Source organism: Pseudomonas sp. IT-232MI5 (genome assembly GCF_949767845.1).
Taxonomy (GTDB): domain Bacteria; phylum Pseudomonadota; class Gammaproteobacteria; order Pseudomonadales; family Pseudomonadaceae; genus Aquipseudomonas.
Genome location: NZ_CATKQE010000011.1, coordinates 25,644 through 39,521 on the forward strand (window position 1 = coordinate 25,644; position 13,878 = coordinate 39,521).

At 58.0% G+C, this 13,878-nt stretch carries 15 protein-coding genes; 6 read left to right on the forward strand and 9 right to left on the reverse strand.

The window, feature by feature from the left end; all coding sequences use genetic code 11:
* The first annotated feature begins 48 nt into the window (after positions 1-48).
* From ACM6JQ_RS09005 to ACM6JQ_RS09015, 3 genes are all read left to right on the forward strand, one after another.
* A complete protein-coding gene (locus tag ACM6JQ_RS09005) occupies positions 49-2,175 on the forward strand; it encodes a TonB-dependent receptor family protein (RefSeq protein ID WP_414893599.1) in 2,127 nt (708 codons plus the stop codon).
* A 59-nt stretch (positions 2,176-2,234) separates the two neighbouring features.
* Positions 2,235-3,026, forward strand: coding sequence for an enhanced serine sensitivity protein SseB (gene sseB, locus ACM6JQ_RS09010; RefSeq protein WP_095112196.1), 792 nt, complete (start codon positions 2,235-2,237; stop codon positions 3,024-3,026).
* A gap of 104 nt (positions 3,027-3,130) precedes the next feature.
* On the forward strand, positions 3,131-3,592 hold the full coding sequence (locus ACM6JQ_RS09015) for a hypothetical protein (RefSeq protein WP_095111975.1): 462 nt from the start codon (positions 3,131-3,133) through the stop codon (positions 3,590-3,592).
* Between the two features lie 127 nt (positions 3,593-3,719).
* Here ACM6JQ_RS09015 and ACM6JQ_RS09020 read toward each other — a convergent pair whose 3' ends face one another.
* The 3 genes from ACM6JQ_RS09020 to ACM6JQ_RS09030 all read right to left on the reverse strand — a co-directional run bounded on the left by ACM6JQ_RS09020 (position 3,720) and on the right by ACM6JQ_RS09030 (position 5,923).
* Positions 3,720-3,950, reverse strand: a complete 231-nt coding sequence (locus ACM6JQ_RS09020; protein WP_414893600.1) for a hypothetical protein — start codon at positions 3,948-3,950, stop codon at positions 3,720-3,722.
* 34 nt (positions 3,951-3,984) lie between these two features.
* Complete coding sequence (msrA, locus tag ACM6JQ_RS09025; RefSeq protein WP_414893601.1) at positions 3,985-4,491, reverse strand: peptide-methionine (S)-S-oxide reductase MsrA; 507 nt, start codon at positions 4,489-4,491, stop codon at positions 3,985-3,987.
* A gap of 214 nt (positions 4,492-4,705) precedes the next feature.
* Positions 4,706-5,923, reverse strand: a complete 1,218-nt coding sequence (locus ACM6JQ_RS09030) for an MFS transporter (protein ID WP_414893602.1) — start codon at positions 5,921-5,923, stop codon at positions 4,706-4,708.
* Positions 5,924-6,054: 131 nt separating this feature from the next.
* Between ACM6JQ_RS09030 and ACM6JQ_RS09035 the strand changes: the two genes are divergently transcribed.
* A complete protein-coding gene (locus ACM6JQ_RS09035; RefSeq protein ID WP_095111971.1) occupies positions 6,055-6,690 on the forward strand; it encodes a TetR/AcrR family transcriptional regulator in 636 nt (211 codons plus the stop codon).
* Positions 6,691-6,914: 224 nt separating this feature from the next.
* Here the strand turns inward: ACM6JQ_RS09035 and ACM6JQ_RS09040 are convergent, their stop codons facing one another.
* The 3 genes from ACM6JQ_RS09040 to ACM6JQ_RS09050 all read right to left on the reverse strand — a co-directional run bounded on the left by ACM6JQ_RS09040 (position 6,915) and on the right by ACM6JQ_RS09050 (position 10,520).
* Positions 6,915-8,195, reverse strand: coding sequence for an ABC transporter substrate-binding protein (locus ACM6JQ_RS09040; RefSeq protein WP_176472283.1), 1,281 nt, complete (start codon positions 8,193-8,195; stop codon positions 6,915-6,917).
* 54 nt (positions 8,196-8,249) lie between these two features.
* Complete coding sequence (locus ACM6JQ_RS09045; protein WP_007913055.1) at positions 8,250-9,518, reverse strand: DUF1479 domain-containing protein; 1,269 nt, start codon at positions 9,516-9,518, stop codon at positions 8,250-8,252.
* A 129-nt stretch (positions 9,519-9,647) separates the two neighbouring features.
* Positions 9,648-10,520 (reverse strand): helix-turn-helix domain-containing protein, encoded by an 873-nt coding sequence (locus tag ACM6JQ_RS09050; protein ID WP_176472282.1) that lies wholly within the window; start codon positions 10,518-10,520, stop codon positions 9,648-9,650.
* A gap of 215 nt (positions 10,521-10,735) precedes the next feature.
* Here ACM6JQ_RS09050 and ACM6JQ_RS09055 point away from each other — a divergent pair, with 215 nt between their 5' ends.
* A complete protein-coding gene (locus ACM6JQ_RS09055) occupies positions 10,736-11,296 on the forward strand; it encodes a hypothetical protein (protein WP_007913051.1) in 561 nt (186 codons plus the stop codon).
* 461 nt (positions 11,297-11,757) lie between these two features.
* On the forward strand, positions 11,758-12,120 hold the full coding sequence (locus ACM6JQ_RS09060) for a DUF6124 family protein (RefSeq protein WP_007913049.1): 363 nt from the start codon (positions 11,758-11,760) through the stop codon (positions 12,118-12,120).
* A 140-nt stretch (positions 12,121-12,260) separates the two neighbouring features.
* On the opposite strand, the gene ACM6JQ_RS09065 is transcribed toward ACM6JQ_RS09060, so the two are convergent.
* From ACM6JQ_RS09065 to ACM6JQ_RS09075, 3 genes are all read right to left on the reverse strand, one after another.
* Complete coding sequence (locus ACM6JQ_RS09065; RefSeq protein ID WP_095111967.1) at positions 12,261-12,638, reverse strand: hypothetical protein; 378 nt, start codon at positions 12,636-12,638, stop codon at positions 12,261-12,263.
* A 110-nt stretch (positions 12,639-12,748) separates the two neighbouring features.
* Complete coding sequence (locus ACM6JQ_RS09070) at positions 12,749-13,105, reverse strand: hypothetical protein (RefSeq protein ID WP_007913045.1); 357 nt, start codon at positions 13,103-13,105, stop codon at positions 12,749-12,751.
* The gene (locus tag ACM6JQ_RS09075; RefSeq protein WP_095111966.1) at positions 13,090-13,872 is read right to left on the reverse strand and encodes a hypothetical protein; all 783 of its coding nucleotides are present in this window, start codon (positions 13,870-13,872) and stop codon (positions 13,090-13,092) included. Before ACM6JQ_RS09075 ends, ACM6JQ_RS09070 begins: the two co-directional genes overlap by 16 nt.
* Between the last annotated feature and the right edge of the window lie 6 nt (positions 13,873-13,878).

Below are 13,878 nucleotides of genomic sequence, written 5' to 3' on the forward strand. Positions count from 1 at the left end.
TGCGTCGCACTGTTCATTGCCCTGCCCTTGTCTGCCTGGAGTTTCTCGATGCCCGCGTCCAAATCCCTGCCCACCGCCCTGCTCGGCCTGGCCCTCGCCTGCCCGGCAATGGCCGAGACTCAAGGTCTGGAACTGGGGCAAGTGCTGATTTCGGCCGACGAGCAAAGCGCTTCAGACGCGAGCGTCGAAGAAGCCAAAACCCGTCTGGAACAAGTCCCCGGCGGCACCAACGTGGTCGACATGCGCCAGCCATTGCAGGGTCGCGTGGCGAGCAATCAGGATGTGCTGGCTTATCAGCCCGGGGTTTATGCGCAGTCGGCGGGCAACGAAGGCGTGAAGATCTCGGTGCGTGGCTCGGGCATCAACCGCGCGCCGGGCGCGCATGCGTCGGGGCTGTACACCCTGCTCGACGGCCTGCCTCTGACTGGCCCGGGCGGCACGCCGTATGAATTGCTCGAACCGCTGTGGGTCGATCACGTTGAAGTGTTGCGCGGCGCCAACGGTTTTGATCGCGGTTCGCTGGCACTGGGCGGCGCCATCGATTACGTCAGCCACACCGGCTACAACGCGCCGAAACTGCAAGTGCGCTATGCCACCGGCAGCCACGGCTATCAGCAGCGTCAGGTCAGTTCCGGGCAAGTGCTCGGCGATTTCGATTACTACGTGTCGCTGACCGATTCCAACGCCGACGGCTATCAGGACCACACCGCCAGCGAGAGCAAAGGTGTGATCGCCAACTTCGGCTATCGCTTCAACCCGAACCTGGAAACCCGCTTCTATATCCGCTACCGCGAGACCGACAACGACCTCGCCGGCCGCGTGACCAAGCACTCCATCGAACACTCGCCTCGCGCGGCCAATCCGTCCTACGTGGCGCGCGACGATAGCCGCAAACAGCCGGGCAGCACCTTCATCGGCAACAAGACTACTTATTACATCGACGACGATTCCAGCATCCAGACCGGCCTCGTCTACCACGACTACCCGATGGACCTGCGTGAAGGCCCGAACCGCTTGAAGGTCGCCTACACCGACGTCAGCGGCACGTTTGACTACAAACGCCGTGACACGATTTTCGGCATGGAAAGTCGCAGCAACGTCGGCCTGCGCGTGACCAAACACCTGCCCAACGACGGCGCCAGCGAGTTCGTGCGCATCCCTTCCGGCAACACCGCCAGCTACGTGCCAGGCACGCGCATGCGCAATTTCACCTATCAGGGTTCGGACACCGTTCTGCACTTTGGCAACGATCTGGAAATCGCCGACGACCTTTGGCTGACCACCGGCCTCGCAGCCATCTACACCCGCCGCGAAAGCGCCGTGACCTACCCGCAAAGCGGTGGCAAAACCAGCATGAACGACTGGGACTACGCGCCGCGCCTGGGCCTGCGCTACCAGATCACCCCGGATCTGCAGGTGTTCGGCAACCTCAGCCGCTCGGTTGAAGCGCCGCACCCGTGGTCGCTGATCTACAGCTCCAACGTGCGCTTCCCCGCTGGCAATGGCGCGGCGACCGGCACGCAGAAAGACCCGATCAAACTGCAGAACCAGACCGCGACCACACTGGAACTGGGCGGCCGTGGTGACAGCGCCGTCGGCGAATGGAGTCTGGCGTGGTACTACGCGCAAGTGCGGCATGAGTTGTTGTCGGTGTTGCCAGATGCCAACGCCGTCACGCCTTACGAACTCAACGCCAGCCCGACCGTGCACCAAGGCGTCGAAGCGAGCCTCAACAGTCAACTCTGGTCGGCCGCCGATGGTCGCCAGTTGAGCCTGCGTCAGGCGTATACCTTCAGCGATTTCCACTATCGCGACGATGATCGTTTTGGCGATAATCGCCTGCCCGGCTTGCCGATGCATTACTACCAGGGCGAGTTGCGCTACGACTGGCCTCAGGGCTTCTTCGCCGCGGTCAACACGCAACTAGTGTCGAAAGTTGCCGTGGATTACGCCAACAGCTACTACGCCGACCCTTACGCGCTGTTCGGCGCGACACTCGGCTACAACGCGCCGAAAGGTGACTGGCAGACGTGGCTGGACATGCGCAATCTGAGTAACAAGCACTACGCCGCCACGGTGACACCGGGGTATGACGACAAAGGTCTGGACGCGGCGCGATCGACACCGGGTGAAGGGATGGGTGTGTATGTCGGGGTGTCGTGGAGTCTGCTCTGACACGAGCCGGTGGCGAAAACCCAAGTCAGCAATTTTCTAGCGAGTCACGGATGGACATCATGGATAACCGGCAAGAAAACCCACTGGAAAAATCGCTCAGGCTGGCCGCCGACGAGCCCGCGCAACGGCCTGAGTTCTTCACGACACTGCTGAACTCGCCGGTTTACATCCTCGGCACGACGGGCACGGCAGACGGCGTGGTCAATCTCGAAGCCGGCAGCAATATCAGCATCGCGCACTGGGAGAAACCGGATGGCACCTCGGTCATTCCGTTTTTTTCGTCGCTGCAAACCCTGCAACAGTCGATCAACGGTGAAGAGACTTATCTGGAGTTGCCGGCCAGGTCGCTGTTCGAGATGACGCTGGGCACGCCTCTTTTTCTCAACCCGAAGTCGCCTTATGGCAAAGAGTTCTTCCCGCAGGAAGTGGCCAATCTGCTCTCCGATGAAGTCGGCCAGACAGCCACCTCGCGCACCGTCGAAAAAGAAACCAAAGTCCTGCTCGGCCAGCCTTCGCAATACCCCACACAAATGATCCATTCGCTGACGCAGTTACTCGCCAAACATCGCAACGTCAAACGCGGTTTTCTCGCGTTGATGCACGACACTTCGGTGGACGAAAAACCGCACTTGATCGTCGGGATCGAGGCGGACGGCGATGTTCAGCGGGTCATGCGTGAAGCCGGCAATGTCGCCGGGGACACGGCGCCGTCGGGCGAACCCGTTGACCTGTACCGCGTCTGCGAAGGTGAGTCGGGGCTGAGCGATTACTTTCTCAAGCAAACGACGCCCTTCTATGAGCGCAGTTGGGGCAGCAAGCTGCGTTCACTGTTTGGCTTGGGCAAGGCTTGAGCGCTGGCGCTCTGTTGGCAAACACCCGCTCGCAATCAGCAAATCAACAACGTCAGACGCCCGTCTGATCGTGAATCAACTTTGAGTAAAAACAGGTTTTATCGATGAAAAAGATTGTCCTTCCCTTGATCATGGCGCTGTTGGGCCTGCAAGGTTGCGCAGAAATGCCGGCGTACTCCAACGTCGGCGTCACCACCGCAGCAGACGAGTCGCGCTACACCGTGGTCGAAACCGACACCTATGCCGGCCGGCCCCAGCGGCACTTTGCCGATCTTCAGCCGAACCTGAACATCATCCGGATCAACGATGAAAAAGTCGGCAATATCCCGTTCTCCACGTACTACTACAAGAACGATTCGCCGCAGCGCGCGGTGCTGAAACCGGGCACCTACACGATTCAACTGGAATACCGACTGCCGCAACATTTCATGTATGCGGATCTGAAGTTCGATGGCAAGCCGGGCCAGAAAATCATGGCACGCTCGCAATACGTTGGCCTCAATCGTCTGCAAGTCTGGCTGGAAGACACCGCCACCGGGGAAGTCGTGAGTACGCGTGTGAATTGAACACCGTTGCCGCTCCACTCGGGCGCCATCCTGCAACAGATGGCCCCGAAAAGAGCGCTTCAGCCCAGTTGCATCGACAGCTCAATGTCAGTGCTTATGTGCTGGCGCTGGATGCGCGACAGCACTCTCAGCCCAGGTCTCTGTAGGACGTCTTGTCTTGTTCGGGAAAGTCGGTCTGGTACTCGCCCCACTGCATGTGCGCATAGTACTTGGTCATCGCTTCGAAATGACTGGCAGCCTCGACCTCCCAAACAAGCTTCGCGTCCGAATCCATAAGTGCCCGCGCACTATCACCTTGAGCACCGGCCAGACAAAAGGTCTGACAGCCATCAGGGTCCAGCCAAAGTTCATGATTCATATTCGAGGTTCTGGTGGTTAAGGACGTTTTGGACTCACGCGCGCTTCGGCAGTTTCCAGTTCGGCCGAATGAAATGGCAGGTGTAGCCATTCGGAATGCGCTCGAGGTAATCCTGATGCTCCGGCTCCGCTTCCCAGAACGGCCCCGCCGGTTCGATTTCGGTCACCACGCGGCCCGGCCACAGTTTTGAGGCGTCGACATCGGCAGCCGTATCCTCAGCGATACCGCGCTGCGCTTCGTTGAGGTAATAAATCGCCGAACGGTAGCTGCGACCGAGGTCATTGCCCTGCCGGTTGGACGTGCTCGGGTCGTGGATCTGGAAAAAGAATTCAAGGATCTGTCGATAGCTGATCACCGCCGGGTCGAAGGTGATCTCGATGGCTTCAGCGTGGTCGCCATGGTTGCGATAGGTGGCGTTCGGCACGTCGCCGCCGCTGTAACCGACGCGGGTTTGCAACACGCCGGGATAGCGTCGCAGCAGATCCTGCATGCCCCAGAAGCAGCCGCCGGCAAGGATGGCGGTTTCGGTTTGACTGGTCATGGCTTGTCGTTCCTCTCGGGGGTGTTGGGTGTAGCAATTGTTATGAGGGCGGGTTGGCGGATTCCAAGGGGCTGAGCCAATAGAACTACTGACGCGCTGAAACCTAATTGGCTTCATCGAGCAACACACCCGTAATCCTTCGGCCGCTGTAATCACTGACAAAGTATTGATTCGTGGTCGCCCTCGAGGCCCACGCAGTGCGCGCGTCCGGGCATCAGTGCCCGGCAACCGCAGCCGCTCCAGCAACACGCGGCCCCGACCTGAACCCGTGCACCCGTGCGCCAAAGGCAATGACAAATCCCACGCTCACCAGCACCACCATGGCCCATGGAAACGAGGCGACACCCCAGCGGTCGAGCAACACCCCGCCGACCACCCCGCTACCGGCAATCGCGCTGTTCCACGCCACCACATTCAACGACAGCGCCACATCCGCGCCATCACCGGCAGCATCCGCCAGTGCCGTCTGCAACAAAGTCGCCGCGCCGCCAAAACTCAATCCCCACACCAACACACCGAGGTAAATCACCTGCGGCATTTGTCCCCAAAAGCCAAACACCACGCAAACCAATGCAAACGTCGCCAGGCTCACCAGCACGGTCTTGCGCAACAGCGGCTCAACCAGTTTCGCCGTCAGCCAGATCCCCGCCAACGCTGCGAGACCAAACACCAACAACACCAGATCCACGCGATCCGCCAGCCCCGCCGGCGCCACAAACGGGGCGATGTAGGTGTAGAGAATGTTGTGCGCCAGCATCCAGCTGATCACCACTGCCAGCACCGGTCGGACGCCGGGCGTCGTCAGCACATCGCGCAGCGACAGGCGCTGATGCGCAGGCTGCGGTGGATAGTCGGGGACCTTCACCAGCACCCATACAATCAAAATCAAAGTCAGCCCGGACATGATGCCGAACGTCGTACGCCAACCGACCAGCCCTCCCAGCCATGTGCCGAGCGGCACGCCCAAAGACAGGGCAATCGGCGTACCGACCATGGCCAGCGCCAACGCCTTGCCCTGCTGATCAGGCTCGACCATTCGCCGCGCATAACCGGCCAACAGGCTCCACGCCAACCCTGCCGAGACTCCGGCGAAGAAGCGCGCCACCAGCGTCACACCATAGTGAGACGACAGCGCCGTGATCGAATTGAACAGCAGAAAACCGAGAATCGTCAGCAACAACACATTGCGCCGACGCCAGCCGCGAGTGGCGATGGTCATCGGGATCACCGCCAGCACCGAGCCCAGCGCATACGCGGTGACCATCTGCCCGGCCATGGAAGGTGAAATCGCCAGGCCGTCGCTGATCAGCGGCAACAGCCCGGCGGGCAAGGTTTCGGTGACGATGCAGATGAATCCGGTCATGGCCAGCGCCAGCAAGGCGCCAATGGGCAGGCGTTTGGGCGCAGCCGTTAGAGTCAATGAAGGTGTCACGGGAAACTCCTTGAGTTTGGAAAATCAGACTTGCATACCGATCGATATAGAATACTGGCGGCAGCCAAGGCACGTTGTCAACGACTTATGTATCGACTAGTATCCAAATCACTTTCCGAGGAGTTTCAGCTATGGCCAGAACCGGCCGCCCCCGCGCATTCGATCGTGACGACGCCGTCGACCAGGCCATGCAATTGTTCTGGCAACACGGCTACGACTCGACATCCCTTTCACTGCTGAAGGCTGAACTGGGCGGCGGCATCTCCGCCCCCAGCTTCTACGCCGCGTTCGGCTCCAAAGAAGCCTTGTTCGACGAATGCGTGCAGCGTTACCTGGCGACCTTCGCCCAAGTCACCGAATGCCTGTGGGACGAAAGCCTGCCGCCACGCCAAGCCATCGAAACCGCACTGCGCCGGTCAGCACGCATGCAATGCGACGACGGGCATCCGAAAGGCTGCATGGTCACCCTCGGCGTTATGAGCGCCCCAAGCCCGGAAAACGCCCACGTCGCTCAAGCCCTCACCCACTCCCGCGCACGAACCCGCGCCGGGATTGTGGCGTGTGTCGAGCGTGGGGTGAGTGAAGGACTGTTAGCGGACGATACGAACGCGGCCGCCATGGCCACGGTGTTCGACAGTTTCCTGCAGGGGATTTCCATCCTTGCTCGGGATAACACGCCGATTGAAAACATTGATGCGGCGATTACGCAGGTGATGCGGACGTGGGATGTGATGGCGGTGAGTGAGACATTGGTGGAATTGCAGTAATTGAAGGGCTCGCGTAGCCGAAAACCATTCGGCTACGCGTCAGCTCATCCAACCGAAATCCAACAGCCGTAAATCCCGCTCAACTATTCCCCAACAACCTCAACATAATTCGACTCCCCGCCCCCACTCGCTCCCGACAGCCAGCCCCACACAAAACTCAACGTCGTCCGCCCCGCCTCATCAACCCCGACCGTCCCCCGCGACCAACCGGAAAGCCTCTCGCCCTACAGCGCAGCTCTGATCGCCGCCAACAACTGCTTTCCGGCCTTTGCCGGATCAGCATCTTTGTCATTCATGAAGTGCGTCACCACATCAAACACCGCGCCCTGCACGGCCTGCGATGTCGACATATTAAACGCCATGCTCGGCGCCAGTGAGCCGGTCTTTTCGGCGTTGGCAAAATCCTTCGCCGAGGCCTGAGCGCAGCTGTCGAATCGGCTCATGTCCAGCCCTTTAATCACTGGAATGGAGCCTTTGTTCTGGTTGAAGACATATTGAAACTCCGGCTCCAGCGCGACCTTGGCCAGATCATCACGAGCAGCAATGTTGCCGGGGTTGTCGTTCTTTGTGGCCAATTTGAACATCGCGAGCGAATCAATCGTGTAGCTGTAAACGCCCTGCGAGCCGGGAAACGGTACGCACAGGTAATCGACATCGGCTTGCTTGCCGGCCGCCGTCCATTCGCTTTTCGCCCAGTCACCCATGATCTGCATACCGGCCTTGCCGTTGATGACTTTGGCGGTTTCCAGATTCCAGTCCTGACCATTGCCGTCGGGATCCAGATAACCCTGCAATTTGTGCAATGCAGCAAACACCTCGGTCATTTTTGGCCCGGTGAGAGTGGCCTCATCGACATCAATAAAGGCTTTCTTGAACCCGTCAGCACCCATGACGCTCAGCAGCAGATTCTCAAAAACGGTGGTGTCCTGCCAGGCCTGGCCGCCATGGGCGATGGCGATAAAACCCGCTGCCTTGAGCTTGTCGCCAGCGGCATACAGCTCTTCCAGAGTAGCCGGCGCCTTGCTCACGCCGGCCTTTTTCAGCACCACCGGGTTCAGCCATAACCAGTTGATGCGATGAATGTTCACCGGCACCGCGACGTAATGCCCTTCGTATTTCATGCTGTCGGCGATGGTCCTGGGCAGCAGGTTGTCCCAATGGTTGGCCTTGGCGACGTCATCCACGCTGGTCAACAAATCGAGCCGACCCCACTCCTGAATATCCGGCGCTTTGATCTGTGCGGCCGAGGGCGGATTGCCCGACACCGCGCGAGTTTTCAGCACGGTCATTGCCGCGCCACCTCCGCCGCCGGCGACGGCGCTGTCCTGCCAAGTGAAACCCTCCCTCTGGATGATCTTCTTCAACACGTCCACCGACTTGGCTTCGCCACCGGACGTCCAGTAATGAACGACCTCGACGGTGCCTTTGCTTTCAGCGGCGTGGACGACGAAGGGGAAAAGTGACGCCAAAGAAACCATTGCAGCAAGGCGATTGATGCGGTTCATTTTCGATACCTTTATTGTTGTTATTGAACGGATTCAGCGGTGCAGTTCGATGACTTACTCGAGCCCAAGACCCGCGCGCCCCAGTGCATTCAAGCCTTCGACACTGAAGCGTTCCTGCCAGTTTTTTTCGTAATGCTCAGGCGGAAAATCGTCAGGCGACGCGCCCCGTTCAAATGCCCTGAATACATCTTTGGCGTAACGCCGGTTTTTCGGACACATCGGCGCCGCAGGCACATACATCACGTTGCCCCAACCTTGTTGGTTGTCCACGGGCGCGACGCTGTGGATCACATCGCAATGCCACCAGACCGAGTCCCCCGCCTGCACATCCGGAATCGGGCTCAGCCCGTCGACCAACAGCGGATGCCATTGCCTTGAAACCGGCAGCACTTTGCCGGGCGCCACGCCGCACAACTCATCCTCGGGCACGTCATCGAGCAACGGGCGAAGCAGCATGTACGCCATCGCTTTCGGAATCGGCAAGGTATGCAGCACGCCCTGATCCGCCTTCATGTCAGACAACGCCGTCCACCCCTGAAACGTGCGAAACGCGGAACACTTGACCGTGTCCTTGTAGGCGTATTCATCAACCTCGGTACGAAACGCCGCGTCCCAGGGGTCGTAGGCGTTGAAATCGTTGCTGTAGATTTTGTCGAAGACCTTCAGGTACGCCGGATGCAACCAGCGCTCCAACGCACCCGAATCGGTGTGCGGCCCCAGCCCTTTGGAATACGTGCCCGGTGGGCGCCGCCGCACCCGGTCGGGATACAGCGCATTGACGTCAGGGTCGAACCATTCCTGACCGTGCGACTGAGTTTTCCAAAGACGATTGAGGAACGATTGCGCGGCGCCCATCCGCTCGTCCTGACGCAACTGCATTTGCGACGCAGACCAATAGATCGGGAAAATCTCCGGACGTGAACCCTCAAGGTTGCCGAAAAACTGGTCAACCGGGCCACGGTAAACAGTGTCGAAGTGGTTTTTATCGAGGTATTCCAGCAGGCCCTTGTCCCAATTCAACACCTGCGCTCGTGGAAAGTGGTTTCTGATCACCACGCAACCCCGGCGTTTGATCAACGCCAACTGCTGCGGCTTCACTTTCGCCGCGAGAATGTCAGCGAACTCCAGCTCCGGCCAAGCCGAACCTGTGAGCGCTTCCTGCTCTTTGATTGAGGCGATTTCGCCAGCAACAAACTCACTGACCTGGGCGAACAACGCATCCACATCGCCGATCTGCTCACGCAGCGCGCGCTTCATATTGACGATGCTGGCTCGGTAATCGTCGGGAAGCGTTGCGCTTTCGAATGCCTGGTATTTGCTCATTGAATGACCTGCTGTTCTTGTTATTCAGGCAGGTATGGAAGCACTTCCGAGGGCTATCGCGGCAGCCTCGATTGAAGCGTCAGGTAATACGATTGTGGCGTTTTGCCCGGATGGGCCGGGACGATCGACCTAGTGAAAATGATGCTCGTGCTGGCGGCGAAACTCCGAGGGGGTCAGCCCTTTCTGCGCCTTGAACTGACGATTGAACAGCGCCAACGACGAATAGCCAACCGCCTCAGCGATCAGCGAAACCGTAGTGTGCCCTTGCATCAACAGCGCACAAGCATGTCCGATCCGTAAGCGCACGATGTAGTCCAGCGCCGTGCAGCGCGTGTGACGACGAAACATTCGATGGAACGCCGACACGCTCACGCACGCCATCTCGGCCAAAGCAGGAATACTGACGGGTTGGGCGTAGTGCCCATGCAGGTACTCCAGGACTCGATGGATGCGCGGGTCTTCGACGATGGGGCTCCCGGCCTGCGTGCTCGGCGCTGGGAGAATCCGCGTGGCATCAACGTCTTTCGCCAGTTTGCCGAGCACCGCCAGCAGCGCAATCAATCGCTCCGCCGGCTCCTGATCGACCATCGCCTCAATCACCGGCCGCACCTCGCGAGACGCGTCCTCACTGAAACTCAACGCATGCCCCGCCGCCGCGAGCAACCGCCGAACCGACCCCAACTCAGGGAACAACGTCACCAACGACTCCGCCCACGCCGCCGAAAACCAGATGACCAACGCAACGTGCGGCTGCCGCGGATCAATCAACTCCGCCGAAGACCAGCTATGCGGCACATTAGGCCCCACCAGAATCAGATCCCCGTCATCGTAAGGCGCAACGTCATTGCTGATATAGCGATGGCCTCGGCTGTTCAACGTCAGCGTCAGCTCATACTCGGGATGGTGATGCCACTCGAACGGAATCGCCTCGGGTAAGCGCCGGTTCAGCAGCGTCCAAGAGGCATCGGCCTCGGTGGGAATTTTCTCGAAACTGGGCTTCATGGTGACGGATTCTGCTAGCTGGCGTGGTTGGCACGCCACGATCGTATCACTCACACCCAGCCGTTCAAGGCGTGAAGTCGTCCTCCGCCCGATCATGGCGCTGCCTTGCCCTATCGCGTGAACACGCTAGTTTTAAGGTCAAGGAATGACGCTACCAATCACCGGGCCTGCGCAAAACACCCTTTTAACCCATAACGCGTACCCCGGGAGGCCTGATGAACAACTTCCCAATCGTCGCCACCGTTCTCTCAATGATCCTCGGGCTCTCCGTCACTCGCCTGCTGCTTGGCGTATTAACGGTGTTCCGCATCCGCCGAGTAGCCAAGCCAGATTGGGTGGCGCTGGTCTGGGCGGTGATGCTGTTTACCATGCAGCTGCAATTCTGGTGGGCCGTCAACGCACTGTCGACGGTGAAACAGAGCTTCTCGTTTCTTGAATTTCTACTGTTGGTGATGCTGACACTGTCGCTGTTTGTCACCGCTGCGTTGTTGCTGCCGAGCCGTAGTGAGGATGAGCAGAACGGGTTGCGCGTGTATTTCGAACAGGATGGGCGCTATGCATTGCTGTCGCTGTCCACGTATCTGTGCCTGGGGCTGATCGTCAATGTCACGCTGTTTGAGGCATCGCCTGTAGCGCTTTGGGGTTTGCTCGATGTGGTCATGATTGCGTTGCCGATTGGCGCATTTGTGGCTCGGTCGCGTAAAGCGTATGCGGCGATTACGTTGATTTATGTGCCGATCAATGTGATCGACACGCTGATTTCGCTGGCGAATTAACTCCCCCTCTAGCCACGGGACTTGCTGCGGTGGATCGCGAAACGGCTATCGCTCCTCCAGTCCACAAAGACATCGCAAAAACAGCTCGAACTGCCCTGTTGAAGCAATTCCTGGACTTTGTTTAAAGACACCCCAAGTTACGTCATCCCAACCTACAACGCCTTGCGCCGTTGCCTACGACTACGCCAGAATCCGCCGGCTTGTGCGCCTTGGATGCGGGTTCTATTGTGGTTCGGTCACTGAATAGCAGTGATCGGGTTTGGTAGCCCGTGTATACAAGGTGCGCAATTTCACTATTGGCGAAAGTCTTCGCCTGGCTTTTATGGTGGTCATGCGCAGGGCGCTTTCGAGCGCGCCGGTTTTCCTTGTGTCCCGGTCTACCAACCTGTGCATGGCCGCCACCCATCGTTTGGTAGCGAGAGGGTGATGGCTCCTTTTAAGCGACACAAGGGAGTTACATCATGTTCAAAATCACACCGAATCCGCCAGAAACCGACCCGATCGCGGGCGACGAATCCCCAGACGCCAAGAAATTCAACGAAGCCGTCGACCGCGCCCTCTCCCATTACCTCGGCCCCGCCCCGGAAATCATGCTCACCCCGTACCAAACCAACACGATGTTTATCGCCAACCCGAACACCAAGACTGAGGAATTGCTGGTGAATGCCAGCGAATCACTCGGCTCGGCCTCGGTGATGCTTGGGGATGTGATCGGGCTGGTGCAGGGACCGGCACGCAAGACGCTGCAAGGCATTGCACAGGTGGTGATGCTTGGGGAGTTGGCAGTGAATCGGGCGTTGGATAACGTAGTGCCAACGGAGTAACCGGCCCCCGACTATGGCGGCGATTAGGCCGCCATACGGGAGAAAACAGAGAGAAAAATGAGCATAACGACCAATTTTCGGCCCATTGCGGCTGTTCGGAGTCGACTGATGTAATCGAACAAATATCACCGTGATCACATCTAACTTTCGATGTAACTAGCTAAGCGCATGACGTCGCTCATACTTTTAAGCCTGACAGTAAACTCTCCGTTCGCATTCTCTTTTACGTCGGGAATTCTTCCAAAAATTTCCTCACGCGAAAACTTTTGGAGACGCAGGCACGGCTTTCTGAAGTAGAACAACATCCACTTTTGGTTCGGAATGAATGCAAAATCGCAGTCATCCTCACGCAAGAAACGAAAATCCTTGATGTATCCGTGCGAGCTTGGAAAGCAGTCATAGCCCTTAAGCGTTGATGCCCATCCAATCATGTACAAGAGCGCGTGCTTGGCCTCTGGAGTAACCAGAATCTCGTAGTATTCCCGCAACATCTCACTGTTCTCAGCTCCGCGCAGCATCTCGAGATCTCCCACTCTTTCCGATGGAGGCTGCCTTTAGCGTGAAAAAGCAGCTGCGGTGGTCGCCAGTCTTCAAGGTTCACCAAGCTGAGGCCTTGAAGCATTCTGGATCACAATCTGCTGGCGATTTCCTTCCAAATATAGGCGTAGTTGTATTTCAGCCAGCGCACCAACACCTTATCGAACTGCCGACGAAACCAATTACGTTTTCTCGCAGCCAACCTTTCCTCTATCGACTCTCTGAGTATGTCAGGATCGAAACCAGTCCATACCGGGGGTACTGCGGCCACAAGATTGGTGAAGCACACCGGTGCGACCTCTGAATAGAGAATTTCGTAAAGAATGTCAGGGTCGACGCCTCTTACTTTCCTTGCTAGGTAGTCATATTCAACCGGAAAGTCGTTGAAGGGCTCGGAGAGTGCCGCTCTGACCTTGGTCAGTTCTGGCTCAGTCAGAAGGTGTCCCAATGCGTGAACTCCTCAAGCTCTTCATCCAATGAACTCGCAACAGCTTCGCCCGCAACACCGCCTGCGATTGTTCCAACCAAGACCACTGCGATTGCACAAATGGGGGCACCAGGTCCGCAAAATGCGCTGACGCCCAACCCTGCAAGTACCCCACCAAATGCCCCAGCACCGACAATGATTCCTTGGCGCGCAGCTTCCTTGGGTTTGTTTTCAGCATTCAATATCTGATATGTCGCCAGAGCCGCAGTTACGAGAACACCAAGCTTGCCCATGATCAGCATCTTTTTTGTACCGGCCGAGAACTTGGCATTATCCCGGCCCGAAGATTCCAGAATGGTGTAATGGACTTTGTTCTTCTCTATTTCCGAAAGGCTGTCGTAACCTTTTTGGAATAGGTTTTCAGAGTACATATTTAAAAGTGTTTTGAGCTCCGTCCCACCCTTTTTCTTCCTCTGGGCGATTGCCAGCCCCTGCGCAGAGGTGAACTTGCGATGCTCAACCATGATTTTGTTGCGCATCTCGTGACTGAACTTCACTCCCTCTTGCGCCGTAATCTTTCCAGCTTTCACGTCATCGCGTGTTTGCTGAGACATACGCTGGATATTCTTGATATAGCTCGCTCGAGTTTTTTCATCAGATATCGCATCCAGTGAAAACCGCAGCGCAGAGCCCTCCATTAGCTCTAAAGCCCGATCAAGAGGAGAGTCTTGCAAGGCGTGCTCTCGCTGGACCACATAGCTGCCAGTGACGATGTACGGCTCTGTCATAGGATG